The 21,583-nt window shown below is 62.9% G+C and carries 19 protein-coding genes; 15 read left to right on the plus strand and 4 right to left on the minus strand.

The annotated features are described in order from the left end of the window. Positions 1-286 precede the first annotated feature (286 nt). The 9 genes from M1R55_RS14755 (at position 287) to M1R55_RS14795 (ending at position 10,111) form a co-directional block, all read left to right on the plus strand. Entirely contained in the window at positions 287-1,006 is a 720-nt protein-coding gene (locus M1R55_RS14755) for a hypothetical protein (protein WP_249392482.1), read from the plus strand. Next, the gene (gene dxs, locus M1R55_RS14760) at positions 1,003-2,934 is read left to right on the plus strand and encodes a 1-deoxy-D-xylulose-5-phosphate synthase (protein WP_249392483.1); all 1,932 of its coding nucleotides are present in this window, start codon (positions 1,003-1,005) and stop codon (positions 2,932-2,934) included. Before M1R55_RS14755 ends, dxs begins: the two co-directional genes overlap by 4 nt. A 122-nt stretch (positions 2,935-3,056) precedes the next feature. After that, entirely contained in the window at positions 3,057-4,364 is a 1,308-nt protein-coding gene (gene purB, locus M1R55_RS14765; protein ID WP_249392484.1) for an adenylosuccinate lyase, read from the plus strand. A 243-nt stretch (positions 4,365-4,607) separates the two neighbouring features. Further along, positions 4,608-4,976, plus strand: coding sequence for a phage holin family protein (locus M1R55_RS14770; RefSeq protein WP_064014614.1), 369 nt, complete (start codon positions 4,608-4,610; stop codon positions 4,974-4,976). Positions 4,977-4,984: 8 nt separating this feature from the next. After that, on the plus strand, positions 4,985-5,944 hold the full coding sequence (gene panC / locus M1R55_RS14775; protein WP_371827117.1) for a pantoate--beta-alanine ligase: 960 nt from the start codon (positions 4,985-4,987) through the stop codon (positions 5,942-5,944). Next, positions 5,941-7,017 carry a PilT/PilU family type 4a pilus ATPase gene (locus M1R55_RS14780; RefSeq protein ID WP_249392485.1) on the plus strand — a complete coding sequence of 359 codons (1,077 nt, stop codon included), beginning with the start codon at positions 5,941-5,943 and terminating at the stop codon, positions 7,015-7,017. Before panC ends, M1R55_RS14780 begins: the two co-directional genes overlap by 4 nt. 149 nt (positions 7,018-7,166) lie before the next feature. Next, complete coding sequence (greA, locus tag M1R55_RS14785) at positions 7,167-7,637, plus strand: transcription elongation factor GreA (protein ID WP_249392486.1); 471 nt, start codon at positions 7,167-7,169, stop codon at positions 7,635-7,637. 253 nt (positions 7,638-7,890) lie between these two features. Further along, positions 7,891-9,399, plus strand: a complete 1,509-nt coding sequence (malQ, locus tag M1R55_RS14790; RefSeq protein ID WP_249392487.1) for a 4-alpha-glucanotransferase — start codon at positions 7,891-7,893, stop codon at positions 9,397-9,399. 139 nt (positions 9,400-9,538) lie between these two features. Next, positions 9,539-10,111 (plus strand): cob(I)yrinic acid a,c-diamide adenosyltransferase, encoded by a 573-nt coding sequence (locus tag M1R55_RS14795; protein WP_249392488.1) that lies wholly within the window; start codon positions 9,539-9,541, stop codon positions 10,109-10,111. 80 nt (positions 10,112-10,191) lie between these two features. Here the strand turns inward: M1R55_RS14795 and M1R55_RS14800 are convergent, their stop codons facing one another. The 3 genes from M1R55_RS14800 to rsmA all read right to left on the minus strand — a co-directional run bounded on the left by M1R55_RS14800 (position 10,192) and on the right by rsmA (position 13,578). Further along, positions 10,192-11,376 (minus strand): N-acetylmuramoyl-L-alanine amidase, encoded by a 1,185-nt coding sequence (locus M1R55_RS14800; RefSeq protein WP_249392489.1) that lies wholly within the window; start codon positions 11,374-11,376, stop codon positions 10,192-10,194. A 213-nt stretch (positions 11,377-11,589) separates the two neighbouring features. Beyond that, complete coding sequence (locus M1R55_RS14805) at positions 11,590-12,525, minus strand: carbohydrate kinase family protein (RefSeq protein WP_249392490.1); 936 nt, start codon at positions 12,523-12,525, stop codon at positions 11,590-11,592. Positions 12,526-12,705: 180 nt separating this feature from the next. Further along, complete coding sequence (gene rsmA / locus M1R55_RS14810) at positions 12,706-13,578, minus strand: 16S rRNA (adenine(1518)-N(6)/adenine(1519)-N(6))-dimethyltransferase RsmA (protein WP_249392491.1); 873 nt, start codon at positions 13,576-13,578, stop codon at positions 12,706-12,708. Positions 13,579-13,755: 177 nt separating this feature from the next. On the opposite strand from rsmA, the gene M1R55_RS14815 reads away from it, so the two are divergent. After that, positions 13,756-14,694, plus strand: coding sequence for a tetratricopeptide repeat protein (locus tag M1R55_RS14815; RefSeq protein ID WP_249392492.1), 939 nt, complete (start codon positions 13,756-13,758; stop codon positions 14,692-14,694). A gap of 108 nt (positions 14,695-14,802) precedes the next feature. After that, positions 14,803-16,215: an NAD(P)H-hydrate dehydratase gene (locus M1R55_RS14820; protein WP_249394231.1), complete on the plus strand. Its 1,413-nt coding sequence runs from the start codon at positions 14,803-14,805 to the stop codon at positions 16,213-16,215. On the opposite strand, the gene M1R55_RS14825 is transcribed toward M1R55_RS14820, so the two are convergent. After that, entirely contained in the window at positions 16,212-16,379 is a 168-nt protein-coding gene (locus tag M1R55_RS14825; protein WP_249392493.1) for a hypothetical protein, read from the minus strand. The genes M1R55_RS14820 and M1R55_RS14825 overlap by 4 nt on opposite strands. On the opposite strand from M1R55_RS14825, the gene M1R55_RS14830 reads away from it, so the two are divergent. The 4 genes from M1R55_RS14830 (at position 16,378) to M1R55_RS14845 (ending at position 21,567) form a co-directional block, all read left to right on the plus strand. Beyond that, positions 16,378-17,103 carry a DUF4388 domain-containing protein gene (locus M1R55_RS14830; RefSeq protein ID WP_249392494.1) on the plus strand — a complete coding sequence of 242 codons (726 nt, stop codon included), beginning with the start codon at positions 16,378-16,380 and terminating at the stop codon, positions 17,101-17,103. The genes M1R55_RS14825 and M1R55_RS14830 overlap by 2 nt on opposite strands. A 233-nt stretch (positions 17,104-17,336) precedes the next feature. Continuing rightward, entirely contained in the window at positions 17,337-19,022 is a 1,686-nt protein-coding gene (locus M1R55_RS14835) for a chloride channel protein (protein ID WP_249392495.1), read from the plus strand. A 47-nt stretch (positions 19,023-19,069) separates the two neighbouring features. After that, positions 19,070-20,308, plus strand: coding sequence for an MFS transporter (locus M1R55_RS14840; protein WP_249392496.1), 1,239 nt, complete (start codon positions 19,070-19,072; stop codon positions 20,306-20,308). Between the two features lie 290 nt (positions 20,309-20,598). Continuing rightward, entirely contained in the window at positions 20,599-21,567 is a 969-nt protein-coding gene (locus M1R55_RS14845) for a TAXI family TRAP transporter solute-binding subunit (RefSeq protein ID WP_249392497.1), read from the plus strand. Positions 21,568-21,583 lie beyond the last annotated feature (16 nt).

The raw sequence follows: 21,583 nt of genomic DNA on the forward strand, positions 1-21,583 counted from the left end.
GACTTGGACGGTGAATTCCCCGTTGCTGTGCGACGCCCCCACTTAGAGCGGAGGACAAAAGCTCCTGCACTCCCCTTGAGGGGAGCTGGCTGCGATGCAGACTGGGCGGTCATCCTCCAATCCCGAATCCAAGGCACCCAACCTGACCTACCCTTCACGCTCCGACCCCTCCCGCTTTTGGGGGACGCCTGACCCGGACGCAGGCCACACAATGGGGGACGACAAAGGACGGAACGTCATGAATGCTGACAGAATGTGTGGAATGCCGAGCTCTAGCCTAGGGGCCATGTCTGGCCGTTTGCCAATTCGCTTTTCTGCCGCGTGGAGCCTGACCGCGCTGGCGTTGATGCTGGGTGCCTGTGCGCCCGCGCCAGCACGGGTTGCTCCGCCTGTGCAGTCCAGCACCGTTCCTGCCAGCATCTCCTTTTATCCGCAGGAAACGGGCCTGAACTGGACGTATGTGCCAGAAGGTGAAAGTACTGCCAGTGCGCCGTATTTGCTGCGCACGTTGGGGCCGACCATCTTTGGCGGTCAGACCGCGCTGGCCTTCCAACTGACCGGGCGTGGGGCTGACCAGACGTGGTACAGGCTGATCAGCAGTTCAGGCGTCCGGCTGCTGGGCTTCCGCAAACCTGGAGTCACGGTGACGCTGACTCCGGCCTGGGTAGAAGCGCCCGCCGAGAATGCATGGCGCGTGGGCCTGAGCTGGGAAGGCACGACCACTGCCCGTGTGAGCAGCGACGACGGCAAAGTGCAGTCTGAAGGCTTGCTGCGCTACCGCTACGACGTACAAGATCGGCGGCGCGTGAATACCCCCGGCGGCAGTTTTGATGTGTGGGTGATCACGCGGCAAATTTCGGGCGAGTTGGGCAGTCTGTTCCCAGCGGCGCAGCAAATCTGGTTCACGCCGTTTGTGGGTGATATCCGCACGCCCGAAGCCCTGCTGCTGACGGCCCGCAACTTTGCCAGCCCAGCAAGCAGCCCATCCACTGGAGGCCAACCATGACCCGCACGCCCGAACAACCCGCTCCCGCTGAGGTGGCCCCCGCGTCCAGCCTCACGCCGCTGCTAGACCGCGTAAACAGTCCCGCCGACCTGAAGCGGCTGACGCGGGAGCAGTTGCCCACGCTGTCGCAGGAACTCCGCGACGAAATCACGCGGGTCTGTTCGGTGGGTGGGCTGCATCTGGCAAGCAGCCTGGGCGCAACCGACCTGATCGTGGCGCTGCATTACGTGCTGAACTCGCCGCGTGACCGAATTCTGTTCGATGTGGGACATCAGGCGTATGCCCACAAAATGCTGACGGGGCGGCGTTCCCAGATGCACACGGTGAAAAAGGAAGGCGGACTGTCGGGCTTTACCAAGGTCAGCGAGAGCGAACACGACGCGATTACGGTGGGCCACGCCAGCACGTCCTTAGCCAACGCGCTGGGCATGGCGATGGCCCGCGACGCGCTGGGCGAGGATTACACGGTGGCCGCCGTGATCGGAGACGGCAGCCTGACCGGGGGCATGGCGCTGGCCGCCCTGAACACCATCGGTGACGTGCAGCGCAAAATGCTGATCGTTCTGAACGACAACGAAATGAGCATCAGCGAGAACGTGGGGGCCATGAGCAAATTCATGCGCGGCCTTCAGGTGCAGAAGTGGTTTCAGGAAGGCGAGGGGGCCAGCAAAAAGGCGATGCAGGCCGTGAGCAAGCCGCTGGCCGACCTGATGAGCCGTGCCAAGAGCAGCACTCGCCACTTCTTCGACCCCGCCAGTGTAAACCCCTTTGCCGCGATGGGCGTGCGCTACGTGGGGCCAGTGGATGGCCACAACGTGGGCCAACTGGTGTGGCTGATGGAACGCCTGATTGATCTGGACGGCCCCACGATCCTTCATGTGGTCACGCGCAAAGGCAAAGGCCTGAGCTACGCCGAAGCCGACCCGATCTACTGGCACGGCCCCGGCAAATTCGACCCGGCCACCGGAGACCTGTCCAAAACGGCGGGCGGCAAACCGACCTACTCCTGGAGTGCGGCCTTTGGCGACGCCGTGACCGAACTGGCCAAACTCGATCCCCGCACCTTCGTGATCACGCCTGCCATGCGCGAGGGCAGCGGCCTGGTGGGCTTCAGCAAGGCGCACCCCAAGCGGTACCTGGATGTAGGGATTGCCGAAGATGTGGCCGTAACCACAGCAGCGGGCATGGCCCTGCAAGGCATGCGGCCCATCGTGGCTATCTATTCCAGTTTCCTTCAGCGGGCCTACGATCAGGTGCTGCATGACGTGGCGATTGAAAATCTGAACGTGACGTTTGCGATAGACCGGGCTGGAATCGTGGGCGCAGACGGTTCGACTCACAACGGTGTGTTCGACCTGAGCTATCTGCGGAGTATTCCCAACGTGCGCGTGGGCCTGCCTAAAGACGCCTCCGAGTTGCGCGGCATGCTTAAGGTGGCGCAGGAAAGCCCCGGCCCGTTTGCCATCCGCTACCCACGTGGCAACACCGAGCGCGTGCCGGAAGGAACGTGGCCTGACCTGAAATGGGGCACTTGGGAGCGCGTGCAGGCGGGTTCGGACGTGGTGATTTTGGCGGGCGGCAAGGCGCTGGACTACGCCCTGAAAGCCGCCGCCGACTTGCCGGGCGTGGGCGTGGTCAATGCCCGATTCGTGAAGCCGCTGGATCTGGAGATGCTGCGCGAGGTGGCCGCGAGTGCCCGCAACCTGGTCACTGTGGAAGACAACACCGTGTTGGGCGGCTTCGGCAGTGCGGTGCTGGAAGCCCTGAGCGACATGGGCCTCAGCGTACCCGTGCGCGTACTGGGCATTCCCGACGAGTTTCAGGATCATGCCACCGTGGAAAGTGTGCATGCCCGCTCTGGTATAGACGCGCAGGCGATTCGGACGGTGCTGGCGGAGTTGGGCGTGGATGTGCCGTTGGGCGTGTAGGGAATGGAGTGCAGGAAAAGCACGAGCGTGCGTTGGGGCATCTGGAGTCATTTCTAGCTTCGCCGCCATCTCCCCCACATCCCACGCGCTGTTCTTGGTACGCTGCCCCGCGTGATTGCCCAATGATTGACCGCTACCTGACCCCCGAAATGAAGGCGCTGTGGAGCGAAGCCAGCAAATACCGGGCGTGGCTGCGCGTGGAACTGGCCGCGATGGGAGCGCAGGCCGCGCACGGCGAAGTACCCGCCGACGCTTACGCCGCCCTGACCGCCAGCGCCGCCGCCGACCCGCTGGATGAGGCTTTTGCCGAGCGCGTGGCCGAGATTGAGGCCGTGACCCGCCATGACATCGTGGCGTTCACGCGGGCGCTGACCGAGCGCTACGGCGAGGAAGCCCGCTTTATTCATCATGGGCTGACCAGTACGGACGTGGTGGATACGGCCCAAAATCTGTTGCTGGACGAAGCGCTGACCGTGATTCTGGCCGACGCCGCCAAATTGCGTGAAGTGTGCCGAATACAGGCAGTGACTTACAAATACACGCCGACGGTGGGCCGCACGCACGGCATTCACGCCGAACCGATGACCTTTGGCCTAAAGTTTCTGAACTGGATGGCAACGTTAGACCGTGACGCCGAACGCCTGACCGCCGCCCGTGAGCGTGTGCGCGTGGTGATGTTGTCGGGCAGCGTGGGCACCTATGCCCATGTCAGTCCTGAAATTGAGGAAGCCGTAGCCGCCGCGTGGGGCTGGACAGCCGCGCCGATTACCAACCAGACGCTGGCCCGTGACCGCCACGCCGAAGTCCTGTCGGCACTGGCGATTTTTGGCACCACCCTGGAGCGGATCGCTGTGGAAATTCGCCATCTGCAACGCAGCGAAGTCCGTGAGGCGATGGAGCCGTTCGGGAAGGGGCAGACGGGCAGCAGCTCTATGCCACACAAGAAAAACCCGATCCTGACCGAAAACGTGACCGGATTTGCCCGTCTGCTGCGCGGCTTCCTGACCACCGGACTGGAGAACGTGGCCCTCTGGCACGAGCGCGACATCAGCCATTCCAGCGCCGAGCGCGTGATTTTGCCCGACGCCACCGCCGCCGCCAGTTACGCCGCCCGCCGCCTGACTGGGGTGCTGCGTGATCTGGTGGTCTTTCCCGAACGGATGCTGAAGAATATGAATGACCTCGGCGGTCTGGTCTTCAGCCAACGCGTGCTGCACGCCCTGATCGACGAAAAGGGCATGAGCCGTGAAGCCGCCTACGAACTCGTTCAGCGCAACGCCCTGCACAGTTGGGAAACGGGCGAGGGGCTACGCGATCTATTGAAGGCAGACGGCGCCAACCCCCTGAACGATACCGAACTGGACGCCGCCTTCGATCTGGCGTTCTATCTGCGGCATGTGGATCATATGTACGGGCGGTTTGGGCTGTAAACGGCGGCCATTCAGTCAGGGCGAACAGAAGCTTTTGCTTTTGCTTCGCCCTTTTTCTGTCTCCCACTATCCTTCAGTACCAACGCTCAAGAATTGGACAGAAGGTTTATGGGGCTGAGGAAGTTGTGCCACCTGACCCGACAAGACAGGACGAACCATTTCGGCAACCCTTCACCCTTGTTCAAGCACTCTCCACGTGTTCTTGTCGCGTCTTCCCCACCCTGCACGGTTTATGCTGTCTCTATGGGCTTCTTAATTCGCTTGCTGGTAAATGCACTGGCGCTGTACCTGCTGACCCTCGTGTACAACGGCGTGCGATTTGCGCCGGGGGCCGACGTGGTAGGCGTCATTCTGGCCGCGTTGGTGCTGGGCATCGTGAACGCGCTGATTCGGCCTGTGCTGCTGCTACTTAGTCTGCCGGTGAATGTGCTGACTCTCGGCCTGTTTACGCTGGTGGTGAACGCGGTGGTGCTGTGGATCGTGGCGGGCGTGACCGTGCTGGACGTGGCAGGCTTTGGCGCGGCGTTCATCGGGGCCATCGTGCTGGCGGTCATCAGTTGGGCACTGGACGCTGTGATTGGGGCTGTGGGGCTAGACGGGAAACGGGCGTGAGCAGCGCCGTGACGACCCTGCCACAAATCATAAGTGACCCCGCCGAACTGCGCTCCGTGCTGGCTGGGCGCGGGCGGGTCGGCTTTGTGCCCACGATGGGTTACCTGCATGAGGGCCACGCCACCCTGATCTCTCAGGCGCGGGCCGAGTGCGACCTGTTGGTGGTCAGCATTTTCGTGAATCCGCTGCAATTCGGCGCGGGCGAAGACCTCAACAAATATCCCCGCGATCTGCCGCGTGATCTGGGCGTCGCGGGCGGGGCCGGGGCCGACTTGCTGTTTACGCCGTCCGTAGACCTGATGTACCCCGACGGCTTTTCCACCCGCGTGACCGTGTCGGGGGTCAGCGAGGGACTGGACGGAGCCTCGCGCCCCGGACACTTTACGGGCGTGGCGACAGTAGTTTTAAAGCTGCTGAATCTGGTGCGCCCTGACCGGGTATATCTGGGAGAAAAAGACTGGCAGCAATTGGCCGTACTGCGGCGCATGGTGCGCGACCTGAACGTGAATGTGGACGTGATCGGCGTGCCCACCGTGCGGGCGGCCAGTGGGTTGGCCCTCAGCAGCCGCAATGCCTATCTGACACCAGAGCAGCAAGCGCGGGCCGCCGTACTGCAGAGGGCGCTGCGGGCCGTGCAGCATAGCTACGCCACCGGCGAAACGCAGGTGCAGACGCTTCGGCAGGCGGGGCTGGACGTGCTGGCTACCGATGAAGCCGTAGAGCTGGACTACCTGAGCATCGTGGACGGGAAAATGCAGCCGCTAGACAGCGTGGATCCGCTGCATTCACTGCAGGAGGTTCAGGACGCAGAACGTGACAGGAATGACAGAACGGGGGGCGACAATAGGAACATGACCCGTGTGCTACTGGCCGCCCGCATGTTCGGCGTGCGCCTGATCGACAATTTGCCCCTGATGGCCGCACTTTCGTCGGAGGCTCAGGCGTCTGAATCTCAGGCACAAGCATGACCCTCGACGAACTGCTGCGCGAGATGGTGACCCGGCGCGTGTCGGACGTACATTTGCAGGCAGGCAGCCCGCCGATGGGCCGGGTCGACGGCGTGTTGATGCCCTTCGGCACCCAGTCCCTCATGCCGCCCGATACGCTGAAGCTGGCGCAGGCGCTCCTGACGCCCGACCAGTGGGAAGATTTCGAGTACCGAAACGAACTCGATACCGCCTACAGCGTGTCGGGGCTGGGCAGATTTCGCTGCAACGTGTTCCGGCAACGCGGCGCGGTGGGCATCGTCATGCGAATCGTCGCAGACTCTATTCCGGGCTTCGAATCGCTGGGTCTGCCTGTAGACGTGATGAAAGGTTTTGCCGAAGCATCACGCGGCCTGATTTTGGTCACGGGGCCGACGGGTGCGGGCAAAAGTACCACGATGGCCAGCTTGATCGACCACATCAACCGCCATTATTCCTACAACATCATCACCATCGAAGATCCGATCGAGATTTTGCACCGCAACAAGAAATCCATCGTGGTGCAGCGTGAAGTGGGCAGCGATACCCGCGACTTCCGCACGGCCCTGAAGTTTTCTATGCGCCAGGACCCCGACGTGATCATGATTGGCGAGATGCGCGACAAGGAGACGGTGGAAGCTGCCCTGACTGCCGCGCAAACCGGGCATCTGGTGCTGAGTACCCTGCACACCCAGGACGCCGTAAAAAGTGTCAACCGCATCATCGATTTTTTTGCGCCCTACGAACGCGACCAGATCCGGCTGCTGCTGGCCGAGTCGCTGGTGGGTATTGTCAGCCAACGCCTGCTGAAGCGGGCCGATGGCGTAGGCCGAGTGCTGGGCACCGAGATTTTGCTGGCAACGCCACTGGTGCGCGAATACATCAAGGAAGAGGAGAAAACGGCCCTCATCAAAGACGCGCTGATCGAGGACAATATCCGGGGCATGCACACCTTTGATCAGAACCTGGTGGAACTGTACCGCCACAACCTGATCACGATGGAAGAGGCGATGGACAACGCCAGCAGCCCGCACGAACTGAAGCTGATGGTCACCAAATCCGGCTTTGCGTACTGAGGACAGCAGTCGGAAGTCGTGGAGCGGGCCTGAAAACGGTCTGGCGGTAGACCTATTCTAGTTGTGACCCGCCGGAAAAGCCCACGCCATTCCCTCTGTGCAACCGCTCGCCTCCCCACTCATGCGCCCGCGCTCTATACTCTGGTGTTATGACCAAGGATCGCATCACCATGACCCAACGCGGGTACGACAAGCTGCAGGAAACACTCCAACACCTCAAAACCACGCGCCGGGAACAGATCAGCGAGTATATGGGGTCGGCACTGGCAGACGGCGACCTCCGCGAGAGTGCCGCCTACGATGAAGCCCGCATGCAGCAAAGTGAGAACGAAGGCCGCATCGTGGAGATCGAGCATCAGTTGGAGCGCTCTACAATCGTGGCCGAAGATGCCAGCGGCGGCATCGGGCTGGGGGCCAAAGTGCTGGTCAAGGATGCCAAGGGCGTGGAGCGCAAGTTTGAAGTGGTCGGCACCTACGAAGTAGACGTTCTGAACGGCAGAATCAGTGACGCCAGCCCTATTGGTGTGGCCCTCGCCGGAAAACATATGGGAGATTCGGTCACGGTACAGTTGCCCAAAGGCACCATGCAATTTGAGGTGCTGAGCGTCGAGTACGACTGAATTTCAGCGTTGATCTGGGGGCGGGGCCATGTGCCTTGCCTCTATTTTTTGGTTGAATAGTGATTGTGGTGCTCGTCCAGCCCACTTCAGACAGAGTTGAGGATTTGGCACAATTTTCATCGACCTTCAGTAGAATCGGGCCAGAACTAAACAGGCCGCAGACAAGGGATGCAGATTTAGATCAGTGTGGAAGCACTTCCACTTGGGTTCGGTCAGGCACGTTGTCCAAGTCCAGGCATTGCAAAGGAGATTCATGACGATCAAGCGTTCCAGCGGAGTCCTTCTTCATCCGACCAGTTTGCCCGGCCCCTACGGCATCGGCGCTCTAGGTGTTCAGGCACGGAAATTCGTAGATTGGATGGCCGAAGCGGGGCAAGCCTACTGGCAAGTTATGCCGCTGGGGCCGACAGGCTACGGGGACAGCCCCTATCAGGCGTTCAGTGCGTTTGCAGGCAATCCGTATCTGATTGATCTGGAAACCCTGCACGCAGACGGCCTCTTGGAAGACAGTGACTTTACGGTGGTTCCTGAATTTGACCCCAAGAAGGTGGATTTCGGGGTGCAATATGTGTGGCGCAACCAGATGTTAGACCGCGCCTACGCCCACTACGCGTATGGCGGCTCGCAAAACCTTAAGCCGGAATTTGAGGCGTTTAAGGCCGAAGAAGCTGCGTGGCTCGACGATTACGCGCTGTTTATGGCCCTCAAGGATGCCCATGGCGGCCTGCCGTGGAACGCCTGGGAAGCCGCCACCCGTGACCGCGAAGCCGGGGCACTCGCCAAAGCCCGCGCTGCATTAGCCTCGCCCATCGAACGCGTCAAGTTTATTCAGTTTTTGTTTTTCCAGCAGTGGCGGGCCATCCGTGCCTACGCCGCCGAGCGCAAGGTGCAGATCGTGGGCGACATCCCCATTTTTGTGGCGATGGATTCCAGCGACGTCTGGAGCAACCGCGATCAGTTTTACTTTGACGATCAGGGCCAGCCGACGGTGGTCGCCGGTGTGCCGCCCGACTATTTCAGTGCAACGGGGCAACTCTGGGGCAATCCGCTGTACAACTGGAAAAACATGCAGGCCGCTGGCTTCAAGTGGTGGATAGAACGCTTTGAAGGCAGCCTGAAACTGTTCGATTTAGTCCGAATTGATCACTTTCGCGGCTTTGCGGCCAGTTGGGAGATTCCGTTTCCCGCAGAAACTGCCATTCAGGGCGAGTGGGTTCCGGCGATGGGGCAGGAAATGTTTGCTGCCGTGCGCGAAGCCCTGGGCGTGCTGCCCATCATTGCCGAAGACCTGGGCGTGATTACCCCGGACGTGGAGAAACTCCGCGACGATTTCGGCTTTCCCGGTATGGCCGTGCTGCAATTTGCCTTTGGCGGCGGGGATTTCAGCGTGAACGACTTCCTGCCCGAAAACCTGCGAGAAAATCAGGTGGTGTACAGCGGCACGCATGACAACGACACCACACGCGGATGGTGGCAGCACGCCGAGGAACAGGAAAAACACAATTTCCGCACCTACACCAGCAGCGACCCCAGCGAGGAAACGTTCGCGCCCCAGCTGATGCGAATGGCCTTCGAGAGCCGCGCCAATTTGGCGGTTGTGCCCCTGCAAGATGTGTTGAATCTGGGCACCGAAGCCCGCATGAATTTGCCGGGCACGACAGGCGACCACAACTGGACCTGGCGCTACGGGGGCGGCGACCTGTTGCCCGAAACGGCGGCAGAGTTGCGGGCCCTGACGGAAGAAACGAACCGTTTGGCGTAAGGGAAGGGGAAGGGCGCGGGCTGTAGGATATGGGAAAACCTGTGCCTATAGCCCGCTTTTTAGGTTGGGGTAGAAGATAAACCCACCAATCTTGGCCCTTCCCACACCCTGCTGCCCACAACCCATTACCCTGTAAGCCATGAAGCTCTACACCAAAACTGGAGATGGCGGCACGACTGGGCTGTACGGCGCTGACCGCGTGAGTAAGGCGCATGTGCGCGTGGAGGCCTACGGCACGGTAGATGAACTGAACAGCGTGCTGGGGCTGGCGCGGGCGCACAATACCCGCAGCCACAAGCCTGATCCCTCGCTGGACACCGATCTGGAATACCTGCAAAACGCCCTGTTCGACCTGGGCGCAGACCTGGCGACCCGTGCGGGCGGTATCTATGAAAAGAACCTGAGCCGAATCGACGCCGAGGACGTGGCTTTTTTGGAAGCGATGATTGACCGCTATCAGGCCGACGCGCCGCCGTTTACGGGCTTCGTGCATCCGGGGGGCACACCCGCCGCCGCCACATTGCAGGTGGCCCGCACTGTGGCCCGCCGCGCCGAACGGGACGTGATTCACCTGATGCACGAGGAAGACACCAACATTCACACTCAGGTCTACCTGAACCGCGTTTCCGATTTGCTGTTCATCATGGCCCGCGCCGTGAATCAACGCAGCGGGATCAATGAGGAAGCGTGGAACGTGAAGAAGCGGCGGTAAGTCCAATTGAACGGGCAGGGCTTCAGCCAAACCGTCGCTGAAGCCCTGCTCTTTTGACACTTATCACTCCCCACCTACGGTTATTTCGTGTTGAGGAAATCCAAAATGGCCCGTGCAATAGCCTGCGCGATGCGGTCACGGTACGCGGGGTTGGCGAGGCGGGGGCCTTCTACCGGGCTGGAGCCAAAGCCGATTTCGGTGAGGATGGCGGCGGTGGTGGGGTTGCGAATCACGTAAAAGGTGTCGGTGTGAACGCCCCGGTTCACGGCCCCCGTTGCCGCGATCAGGTTGGCCTGCACTTTTTGGGCCAACTGACGGCTGAACGCCACCTTGGCCTGAGCCAGAATGTCGCCCAACAGGCTCTGGGCGCTGTTGGCGGCCTGCCGGGTCAACTCCTGGCCCACGCTGCCGCCACCGTTTTCGCGCACGGCTTGGCTGCGGTCACTTCCGGCCAGCGGTTGCCCAAAATAGTAGGTTTCGATGCCCTGTGCGCTGGAGCTGGCCGCATTGACGTGGATGCTCACGAAGGCGCTGACGGCTCCAGTGGTGGCAAGTCGGGAACGTGACTCAAGGTCGGTGCGCTTATCGCTGCTGAGGTGGCGGTCTGTTTCGCGCACCATGACCACGTCTATGCCGTGCTTGACCAGTTCGGCCCGGACACGCAGAGCAATAGCCAAAGTCACTTCTTTTTCGGTGACCCAACGGCTGACCATGCCGGGGTCTATGCCGCCGTGCCCTGCGTCCAGCACCACGCGGGGGCGAATGGACGTGCCCGATCCAGCCGGGCGGGTCACAGCGGCTGGTGTGGTGCGGATGGGAGTAGACCGAGGTGCTGGGGATGTTGTGCGGGCCTGTGGCGTGGCAGGCACACGTGCAGCGGCGGCGCTGGTGGGCACATCGATAACCAGGCGGGCGGGCTGCCCGGAAGCGGCGGGCAAGACACTGGCTTTGGCGCTGGCATGGCCTTTTGCCAACGTAACCGTGACCGTGCCGCCTGCCACCGCGTAAGCCGTGACACCAGCAGCGTTCAGCGCCCCCTGCTCGGCAGGCAGGCTGACATTCAGGCGCACCGTGACACTCTGGCCGCTTACCTTGACTGTGCTGGTGGCGACTTTGGGCAGATTGAAGACCAACCGGGTGTAACCGTCGTGGCTGCCTATGCGGGGCGCGGCCAACGCCTGCGGCACCAGCACAGCAAGGGCCAACGGCACCAGCAAAAGCCTCAGAGCAGAAGAAAAAAGACACTTGAATGGAATGAGATTCACTAAGGTGGAGTGTAGCGGGTCAATTGTCACAAAATACTGGAAAACCATGAGAATGACGGTCTCAACGTGAGATTCGGCCCGCTGATAGGGTCAAACAGAGCAGAAATTGGTAGTAAGGGCGGAAAAGCCTCATTAGCCTTTCCGCCCAGTGGGGGGTTTGTAGGTTTTGAACGCACCCAATGTTTTTTGGCCCACTTGGAGCTTCCAACCTACTTACTTTTTGGACATCACCGTTTCCAGATCGCCGGGCGTAATCTCGCGGCTCTGGGCACCAAAGCGGGTAGCGGCCAAAGCTCCGGCGGCGTTGGCAGCGCGGGCGGCGCGGGCCAGAGGAAGACCGGACAACGCAGCGTGGGCAAAAGCCGCCGTAAACGTATCGCCTGCGCCGGTGCTGTCTACGACGTTGCCTTCAGGCGGCACGGCATCCACGAGTTCGGTTTCGTCGGGCGTCCAGACGATGCTGCCCATCTTGCCCACCTTCACGATGACTCGCCGCGCCCCACCTGCGCCGAGTTGCGCCAGTGCCGTACTGATGCTGCCCGTGCCCGTGAGCGCCAACAATTCGTGCTGGTTCAGCATCAGGTAATCCGCGCCGATCACGTCCTGTTCCAGTTTGGTTCCGGCCTTGTTCACGGCCCCGGTGCCGAGGTCAATGAAGACCGGCACAGGCTTTTTGGCATTCTTGGCGGCTTCTATGGCCTTCAGCGAATACTCGCGCTGCGGCCCTTCGGTGAGCGAATAGGCCGAGATGATCAGGGCGTCGCTCGTTTCCACGTCCTTCTTTTTCAGCTTGGCGGGGTCGAGTTGGCGGTTGGCAGCTCCGTCGCTGATCATGGCCCGCAAACCGTCGGGGGTCTGCATCACCGTAATGGTGCTGGTCAGGAGATCAGGGTCGCGCTGAATGGCCGCCTCAGAGACACCGCTGTCGCGCACGCGGCCTAGCGCGTATTCAGCAAAGGGGTCGTCTCCGACTCGGGCCGCCAGAATAACGCTGTGGCCGAGCCGGGCCAACGTGACGGAAATAGTGCCGCCCGCGCCGCCGGGTTCCATGGTGGCGCGGCTGGGGGCGGTTTCGCTGCCGGGTGTGGGCAACTGATCCAGGTGGTACAGGTGGTCAACAGTAACGTCGCCAATGACGTAGAACTTCACGGATAGAACCTCCGGGCCGGGATGGGACGTGGCCCTCTTGACTGGAACAGGATAGATGGAGAGTGCGGAACACTGTGCAAAAGGCTAAACAGTGCGCCAAAGTGTGCGGCAGACACCAACCGGAAAGCGCAACGGCAAAAACAGACCCTTGCCCGGTCAGACCTGCGTGTAATACGGCCTTTACCGTACCACGCCTAGCGTGCGGGCGACGGCTTCCAAGTCGCTCAGCGCCACGTCTTCGGCCCGCACGTCGGCCCGCAGGCCAGCCCCGGCGATGGCGGCGTCTACAGGCACACCCTCGTGTCCGATCAGACGCAGATTGTTGCGCAGGGTTTTGCGGCGGTGGTGCAGCGCGGCGTCGACAAAAGCCACCAGTGCGGGGTCGGGCATGGGCCGGTCGCGGTCAAAATCGAGGCGCACCACGCTGCTGGTCACGTCGGGCGCGGGCAGGAACGCCCCTTTGGGCACGTCGCGCACGTGCTTGACACTGCCGTACAGGGCCGCCAACGCACTCAGGAACCCGTAGGCGTCCTGACCGGGCTTGGCTGCCAGGCGCTGCGCCACTTCTTTTTGCACCAGCACGGTGGCCGACAGGATGTTGGGAGCCTGCATAAAGCGTGACAGCAGCACACCCGTGATGTAGTAGGGCAAATTGGCGATAACGCGGGTGCCGAGGGGCAGCCCCGCGTAATCGAAATCAAGGGCGTCGCCCCAGATCACGTTCACCCCTGTTCCCGCCAGGGTGTCGGCCAGCACGGGCTTCAGCCGCTCGTCTTTTTCCAGCGCCGTCACCGCTGCCCCGCGTGAGGCCACCTCGCGGGTCAGGACACCGAGGCCAGGGCCGATTTCCAGCACAGGCACGCCGGGCGCGGCCCCGCCCGCCTCGGCAATGGCCCGCAAAATATTGCCGTCGATCAAAAAATTCTGGCCGAGGCTTTTGGTGGGGCGCAGGCCGTGCAGCGTCAGCAGTTCGCGCACGCGGGCGGGGGAATACAGCGGTAAGGAAGACTGGGGGGCTGTTTCGGGGAGATCAGGGTTGGCGTCATTGTTCAAGGGAAAACGTCTCCATTGGGGGCAGGATGGGGGAAGCGATGGGCCGGAAAGACACACTGAGCAGCGGGCGGCAGGCCTTCTCGCCGTGTGGGAGTTCAGCAGTTCGGGAGCGGGCCGCCTGAAAAGACCGCCTCGGAACCCTCAAAGTCTGCTGGGCGGCGTCAGTATACTGCCCGTATGACCAATCCTGCCCGCAAGGGCGTTCTCTCTGTTGTGCCCGGCAAGGCTGTGCCGGACGGTAACGCACCCTCTGGGCCAGCCCTACCGGAGCAGCCCCAGCCCCCGGAGCCAGCCCAACCTGTACAGCCGCCGTCCCCCGCCGCGCTGGACTGGAAACCATTTGCCCGCAGCGGCGAGTGGCGCAGAGCCCAGGCGGCGGCGCATCTGCTGCCCGCCGGACCCGAAGTTTCGGCGGCACTGGGCGCGTTGGTGGCCGCGCAAGACGATGTGCGTGCCCGCAAATATCCGGGGGCGCGGCGGGCACTGGCAGGCTACAGCCAAGCCCTGACGGAAGGCGAGGCCGCAGGCTTGGTGGGAGAAGTGGCGCTGCTGAGATCGCTGGTGGCTCCCGAAGTGCTGGGGCAAGGGGTGGCAGCGCTGGAAGGGGGCAGCGGCATAGCCGATCCGGGCGAACTGAGCGAGGTGCTGAAGCCCGCGCATTCTCACGCCATGACGCAGGCCGAGGCCTATAACGCCCTGGGCGTGCTGCACGCTCTACGCGAGGAACCAGAAGCCGCCCGAAGCGCCTTTGAGGACGCCCGCCGCACCGACCCAGGCCATTACCGGGCGCTGATGAATCTGGGCAATCTGGATCTGGAAGCGGGCCGCCCCGCCGAGGCCGAGGTGTGTTACCGCGAGGTATTGAAGCTGGCCCCCGACTACGAGGGAGCGCACCACAACCTGGGGGTGGCCCTACGGCGACAGGGCAAGGTATACGAATCGGTGGGGTCTATTCGGCGTGCCCAGCGCCTCAGCGTGCGCCAGTCTCAGCAGGAAACGCGGGAAGATATGCGCGAGCAATTTAAGGCCAATCCCAAATTGCGGGCGGTGCGCTGGGTGTTGCTGGTGGCGGCGGTGCTGATCGTGCTGCTGATTTTCCGAGGTGCTGGGGGGTAAACCGTGCAAGACACGAACACTACGCTGACCGCCGAGCCGATCCTCTCGCCCGCTGGTGTGCAGGCGCTGGATGCACGGCTGCAGCGGGCAGGCCTGCTGGATCTGGCGATGGAAGAAGCGGGGCGGGCCGTAGCCGACGCCGTACAGAACACTTTTCCGGCGGGGCGTGTGGTGCTGCTGGCAGGCGGCGGGGCCAACGGCGGAGACGCGCTGGTGGCCGCACGGCATCTGGCGGCGCTGGGCCGGGAAGTGCGGGTGCTGGCTGCTCCGGCGCGGCATCCCCTGACGCGGGCCAACCGGAAACGGCTGGGCGCGGTGGGCGTGCGCGCAACGGCGCTGAGTGCGGCGGCAGTGGCACGGGAATCTGGGGCAGCGGCGGTGATCGTAGATGGCCTGCTGGGAACAGGCTTTACGCCCCCGCTGTGGCCCGAATTGGCGGAAGTCGTGGCGGCGGTGAATGCATCTGACCTGCCTGTGGTGGCGATAGATTTGCCCACGGGGCTGGACGCTACCCGCGCCGATCTGGTGGGCGAATCCATTCAGGCCGCGCTGACGGTAACCCTGTCGGGCCTGAAAACCGCCCTGCTGTTCGGCCCCGCCGCGCACCGGGCTGGAAGGGTCAGGCTGGCTAATCTGCGTTTACCGGTGGGCTGGGCACAGGCCGAAGCATTTGCCACCCGGCCCACGCGGGCAGACGTGGCGCGATTGTTGCCCGTGCGCTTTGCCGACGCCCACAAAGGCACGGCGGGCCGGGTCTGGGTGGTGGGCGGCCATCCGGGGACAGCGGGCGCGGCAGCATTGGCGGGCGTGGGGGCGCTGCGGGCCGGGGCGGGCCTGGTCACGGTGTATTCGGCGGCAGAGGTGCCCCTGGTGATGCCCGAACTGATGATCCGGCGGCATGAGGATTTGGCGGGTGAATTGGCGAAGGCGGCGGCTCAAGGGTTGCCCGACGCCGTGTGCATCGGCATGGGCCTGGGGCCAACCGCGCCCGCTCTGGCCCGCCTTGTCTTGGGCTGGGCTGGACTGAATGGGGGCGTACCCTGTGTGCTGGACGCCGACGCCCTTCAACCGGAACTCGCAGGATTAGGACATGACAGCTGCGTCTGGACACCGCATCCCGGCGAAGCGGCCCGGATGCTGGGCTGCACGACAGCCGACGCGGCCCGTGACCCATTGGCAGCGGCCCGCGCCCTGCAAGAGCGGTATGGTGGCGCAATAATTCTGAAAGGTGGCCCCAGCGTGGTGGCGCACAGCGGCGGCCTGTGGGTCAGCCGGGGCGGGCATCCCGGCATGGGCAGCGCGGGCATGGGCGACACGTTGGCGGGCGTGGTGGCGGCGCTGCTAGGACAGGGATTAAGTGCGCCACACGCCGCCCTGTGCGCCGTCACCCTGCACGCCAGAGCGGGCGAACGGGCGGGGGCGCGGCATGGCTACGGCCTCAGCGCCAGCGATGTCAGCGGCGAATTGGGCGCGGCTTGGTTGGATATGGTGGCGGTGGTGGAAGGCGAACCCCCCCGTTAGAGGTAGGGATAGGGAATCAAGCGTTTTGCCTCCAGGTCAGGAGAGGTGGCCCGCAGGTAACGGAGGGGTTTCCTTGCCGCCATCCCCCCCACTGCCTTAACCGCTCCATCTGTAACCGTCCCGCACGCATGGGCCGCGCCAGCCGCTACACTGGGCACATTCATGCAGGGCCTCCTTTCAGACCTTCCACTCATCGGCGTGATGGAACTCATCAACGGCACCCGTCAAACGGGCGTGCTAGAGGTGAAGTCCGAAGTGCCTTATACCGTCGCCTACGTGCAGGGCGAAGTCGTGGCAGGCGGCATTCTGGACTGGATGGGCGTGGACGCCATTCATGCCAGCCCGATGCTGCCCGACAGCGGCACCTTCGCCTTTGAGCTGAAGCCTGTGACCGGCAAGGCGCTGGGGCCATACGATCACTTTATGACCGACTGGGCGCGGGCCAGCGATGAATGGACGCAGATCTGCGCCGTGATCGGCAGCCCCAGCCGGGTGTTTCAGGGCAACATTTCGCTGTTTAATGACATGCAGGGCCGCAGCGTCCGGGCCGCCGCGAGGCAAGCCGACCTGCCACTGTTTCAGGTGGCGCAGCAGGTTGCCGAAGCCCTCAAAGAAGGCAAAGTAGACGCCACCAACCGCTACGCCTGGTTCGGCCTGCGCCTGCGTCCGGGCGGAAACCGGGCCTCCATCCATCCCATCGCCCGTGCGCTCGACGGCGAGGTCAATTTGGGTCAATTGATCGAACAGGGGTTTGCCCTGAACGACGTGCGCGAATATCTGCTGGGCGAACTGCGACTGGGCCTGCGCTTTCCCGGCAGCGGTTGGGTCATGCGCGACCTGATCTGGGAGCAATACCAGCGGCGCATGCAGGGCGAGGATTCCGCATAAAAAAGTGCTCAAGCCGTAGCCCGTAGTCTCTGGGCACAGAGGAGACGGAATGGGGCCAGCAAGGAGCGCACCGCTGACCCCTCTGTTAACGCCGCTTGCCCCACCGGAGCCGGAACTGTCCAGCTTGTGGCCCTTTGCTTCATCAGGCTCTCGGCAGACGGCGGCCCGTTGATCTCCTGTCGTTTTCCTGCAACCTGCCCCGCAGCACGTGACCTTGCGTTAGCATGCTGCCGATGCGTTCTCCCCTGCCACGTGCTGTTCTGACCCGCTTGGAGACGGGCCGCGTGGTGGTACTCAGTGTGCTGCTGGGCGGCCTGGTGGGTGGGTTGTGTATCCTGCTGCGGCTGGCGCTAGATGAATTACTGCGGCTGGGCGCACAAATTACCGGATATGCACCTCCCGGTACGCCCGGTGAAGGCGGCCTGCTGATGGCTTTCGGAACGGCCCTGCCCTGGGGATTGCTGGCCCTCCCGCTGGTGGGCGCGGCCTATGCGTGGCTTCTTCCAGCCAAATCTGGCGACCCCCTGACTCAACTGGTGCGCGGCTACCATGCGCGGGGGCAGTGGCCAGGGCTGGCAATCCAGGTTCGCACGCTGGCCGGAACGTTGCTGGGCTACGGCGCGGGCCTGCTGGTGGGACGCGATTCGGCCTTTACGATGGTGGGGCAACTGGGCACGCGTCTGCTGGGCCGGGTCACGCGGCTGGATTCTGTAGAAATTCGGACGCTGACTCTGGCCGGAGCCGCCGCTGCCCTGGGAGCCGTGCTGCACGCGCCCCTCGCCGCCGCTGTCCTGATCGCGGAAGTGCTCTACCGCCGCTTCGAGTTTGAATTTGAGGTACTGATGCCCTGCGTGTTGGCCTCGGTGGCGGCCTACGCGGTGTACGGGCTGGCATTCGGGTTCCAACCCCTCTTCAGCATCGCCGATGTGCAGGCACCGTCGGCAGCCCAGTTTTTAGAGGTCATGGGCATCATCTTGGCGGTCACGCTGCTGGGCTGGTTGTCCTTGTTCGCGTTCCGCGCCATTCCCGAACAGTGGTCGGATGGACAGCTGCGGCCTGTGCTGGGCGCAGTGTTCGGCCTGCTGACCGCTGCGGTAGCTTGGGCAGGTACGGCGGAACTGGGCAACTTCGGCACGGTGGGCACGCCTGCGGTACTGGGCGACGGAACAGGGTGGGTGCAACTGGGCGCGTCCGGCTTTTTGGGCTCAGAGGCGCTGGGCGGCGGACTGTGGCGCTGGCTGCTGCTGGCACTCGGTGCACGAATCGCTTTTGGCGGCGGCGTCTTGCCCTCGGTCGGCATAGGCGGCGTGCTTGGCGCGGGGCTGGGCAGCGTACTGGGCGTGGATTCGGCAGTGGCGGCGCTGGTGGGCATGGTCGCGTTTGTCACGGTCACGCTGAATGTGCCGGTGGCAGCCGCACTGTTGGCGGTGGCGTGGGGCGGCGACGCCATCTTGCCTGTCGCGCTCCTGACCGCAGGATTAGCCCACGCCCTCAGCGGCGAATCTGGGCTGGTGCCGGGGCAGGCACGGTCACGGGCGGCCAGTGCCGTTCATGCCGGGGCCACCGTGCCGCTGTTGCCCGAAGGCGTGCGTTTTATTCCGCGCCGCATGGCCGGAGCGCCTGCCACTCCCTTCGATGCTCCCAAGCCCGACGACGCTCCAGATGCCGAAAATATGCCGTCCCCTACGCCAGCCGAGCGCGAACTGTACCGCCGGGGTGTGCCTCCCAGTTGGCGCGGCGCACGCCTCAGCATCCTGTCGTTGCCGCCAGGCGTAGAAGTCGTGGGCATCGTGCGGGACGGCACTGTGCGCCTGCCCCGCCCGGAACTGCTGCTGACCACCGACGACGAATTGGTGTTTTTGGCTCGCCCCGATGCTTACGCCGCGCTGGAAGGCGTGCTGAGATTGCCAGGAGCCTAGAGTGCTGAGTCTAAAAATGCCTAGTCTAAAAATATGAGTGCAGCGGCATGAGCAAGGGCATCCATCCTTTTCGCGGCTGGGATCGCAACGGGCGGCTGGGCATTCTCAACGGCTGGTTTATTTTTACAGGCGACGGGTTTTTCAATGTGACAGTGGTCGTGGCCGGATTCGCGGCGCGGCTGGGCGCACCCAACGCCGTTATTGGGCTGCTGCCCGCCATCGCCGGGGGCGGCTGGATGCTGCCGCAATTGCTGGTGGCGGCGCGCGTTCGCAGCCTGCCGTTCAAGCTGCCCGTATACCGTTCGGCGGCCCTGATTCGTACCCTCAGCTACGTCTCGATGATTGGGGTGGCCGCCCTGCTGTGGCACACGCCCGCGCTGTGCCTCACGCTGTTCGTGCTGGCGATGCTGGTCAATGCACTGGCTTCAGGCGTGTCGGGTCTGCCGTTTTTGGAAGTGGTCAGCAAGACAGTTCCCGCCGAAAACAGGGCACGATTTTTTGGTACACGCAACCTGTACGGCGGGCTGCTGGCCTTTGGTGCGGGGCTGTTGGTGCGCTGGATTCTGGGTTCCGGGCTGGCCTTTCCCTATGATTACGCGCTCATTTTTACCCTCGGCACCATCGCGTTCAGCATCGGCTACTGGCTGTTTGGCCGCCTGACCGAACCGCCCGACCCGCCGCTCCCCGCCGAAGGTGTGCGGGCCGAGGTGCGGGCCATTCCCGAAACCCTGCGCGACCCTCACTTCCGCGCCTTCCTGAGCGTTCGGTTGCTGTTGGCGGGCGCCAGCATGGCCGAACCGTTTTACGCCGTGTACGCTCTGCGTGAGTTGCAGTTTCCAGCGGCCACGCTGGGAATTTTTGTCATGACCCTTACCGGAGTCGCCCCGCTGTCCAATGTCGTGTGGCAGCGCGTGGCAGAGCGCAAAGGCTCGCGCCGAATAATCCGCTATGCCAGCGTCTTTGCCGGACTTGCGCCGCTGTACGCCTTGTTGGTGGGGGCGCTGGGCTGGACTTCCTGGGCCTACCTTGGCGTGTTTGTGCTGTCTAGCGTGGCCGCGCAGGGCTTCAATCTGGGCCATACCAACCATCTGCTGAATATCGCGCCCGCCCATGCCCGAAGCCGCTATATCGGCACCCTGAACACCCTGGTGGGCGCGGCGCTGTTTGCCCCGGTGCTGGGCGGCTTGCTGGCCGACGCTGCCGGATACGCCCCCGTCTTCGGACTCAGTGCAGCCTTCTGTGCGGCGGCCTGGTGGCGCTGTGGCAAACTGCGCCGGGACGCTTGACGGCTACACCATTTTCTGGCGTATAGCCTTGCTGCTGGCATCCAGCCTGCACTTTGTCTAGGAATATTTTAACATTATGCAAAAAGTGCGCTAAGGTTCGCTGTGAGCCAAGTTCAGAGCACCGGACAGTCTCTAGAGGTTGAGGCGGCCTAAAGTGACGTGTCACACATAAGGACTGAATCTCAAATGGGCATGACGCATGAGGGCGCATTTTTACAGTGTGCTAATATTCCGCCATTCTCAACGCGTTCGTGTGGCGACCACTCAGTCGGCCACCGGAAGGAATCCACATGAAAAAGTCCATCAAGACCGTCTCTACTTTGTTGCTTCTCGGCACCGCCGCTGTGGCCTTTGCACAGGGCACCACCATCCTCACCATCGGGTCGGGCAGCACGACCGGTGTGTACTTTCCTGTCGCCACCGGCATGGCCAAAATGATCAACGATGCAGGCGCAGGTCTGCGTGCCAACGCACGCAGCACCGGCGGCAGCGTGTTCAATATGAACGCCCTCGGCACCGGCGAGCTTGACATCGCCATCGCACAGAACGACATCGCCTTCTATGCCTACAAGGGCACGGGTATCACCGCCTTCGAGGGTAAGGGCAACAACAAGATTCGCAGCATGGCTGTCCTGTACCCCGAAGTGCTGCACGTTATTGCCCGCAAAGATTCCAAGATCAACTCTATTGCCGACCTGAAGGGCAAAAAAGTGGTCATCGGGGATTTGGGTTCGGGCACCGAACAAACCGCCCGCCAAGTGCTGGAAGCCTACGGCCTGAAGTTTGATGACCTGGGCCAAACGCTGCGCGTATCTCCGGCACAGGGCATCAGCCTGATGCAGGACAAGCGGGCCGACGCCCTGTTCTACACGGTGGGCGTGGGCGCGAGCGCCATTGCTCAGATTGCCCAAACAGTTGACGTGAACGTGGTGCCTGTGGGCGGCAACCAAGCTGCCAGCCTGCTTAAGAAGTATCCCTTTTACGTGCGCTTCAACATTCCAGCCAAGTCGTACAAGGGCGTCGGCGCAACCGTGCCCAGCGTGGCGGTTCAGGCCGTGATGGTCACCAGCACCGCCGTCAGCGAAGACTCGGTGTACAAGGCCATGAAAGCCACCTTCGGCAGCGAAGCCGACCTGAAGGCCCTTCACCCCAGCCTCGGCCTGAACTACTCGCTGGAAAAAGCCGTTAAGGGCTTGCCCACGCCCCTGCACCCCGGAGCGGTCAAGTTTTTCAAAGAAAAAGGCCTGAACGTCAAATAAGGCCCGGTCACTTGGC

Source organism: Deinococcus sp. QL22, assembly GCF_023370075.1.
Taxonomy (GTDB): domain Bacteria; phylum Deinococcota; class Deinococci; order Deinococcales; family Deinococcaceae; genus Deinococcus.

Bases quoted from the DNA above. Each gene is read 5' to 3' on its own strand.
- M1R55_RS14755 (WP_249392482.1), top strand. From the start codon at position 287: ATGTCTGGCCGTTTGCCAATTCGCTTTTCTGCCGCGTGGAGCCTGACC.
- dxs (WP_249392483.1), top strand. From the start codon at position 1,003: ATGACCCGCACGCCCGAACAACCCGCTCCCGCTGAGGTGGCCCCCGCG.
- purB (WP_249392484.1), top strand. From the start codon at position 3,057: ATGATTGACCGCTACCTGACCCCCGAAATGAAGGCGCTGTGGAGCGAA.
- M1R55_RS14770 (WP_064014614.1), top strand. From the start codon at position 4,608: ATGGGCTTCTTAATTCGCTTGCTGGTAAATGCACTGGCGCTGTACCTG.
- M1R55_RS14780 (WP_249392485.1), top strand. From the start codon at position 5,941: ATGACCCTCGACGAACTGCTGCGCGAGATGGTGACCCGGCGCGTGTCG.
- greA (WP_249392486.1), top strand. From the start codon at position 7,167: ATGACCAAGGATCGCATCACCATGACCCAACGCGGGTACGACAAGCTG.
- malQ (WP_249392487.1), top strand. From the start codon at position 7,891: ATGACGATCAAGCGTTCCAGCGGAGTCCTTCTTCATCCGACCAGTTTG.
- M1R55_RS14795 (WP_249392488.1), top strand. From the start codon at position 9,539: ATGAAGCTCTACACCAAAACTGGAGATGGCGGCACGACTGGGCTGTAC.
- M1R55_RS14815 (WP_249392492.1), top strand. From the start codon at position 13,756: ATGACCAATCCTGCCCGCAAGGGCGTTCTCTCTGTTGTGCCCGGCAAG.
- M1R55_RS14820 (WP_249394231.1), top strand. From the start codon at position 14,803: ATGGAAGAAGCGGGGCGGGCCGTAGCCGACGCCGTACAGAACACTTTT.
- M1R55_RS14830 (WP_249392494.1), top strand. From the start codon at position 16,378: ATGCAGGGCCTCCTTTCAGACCTTCCACTCATCGGCGTGATGGAACTC.
- M1R55_RS14825 (WP_249392493.1), bottom strand. From the start codon at position 16,379: ATGAATGTGCCCAGTGTAGCGGCTGGCGCGGCCCATGCGTGCGGGACG.
- M1R55_RS14835 (WP_249392495.1), top strand. From the start codon at position 17,337: ATGCGTTCTCCCCTGCCACGTGCTGTTCTGACCCGCTTGGAGACGGGC.
- M1R55_RS14840 (WP_249392496.1), top strand. From the start codon at position 19,070: ATGAGCAAGGGCATCCATCCTTTTCGCGGCTGGGATCGCAACGGGCGG.
- M1R55_RS14845 (WP_249392497.1), top strand. From the start codon at position 20,599: ATGAAAAAGTCCATCAAGACCGTCTCTACTTTGTTGCTTCTCGGCACC.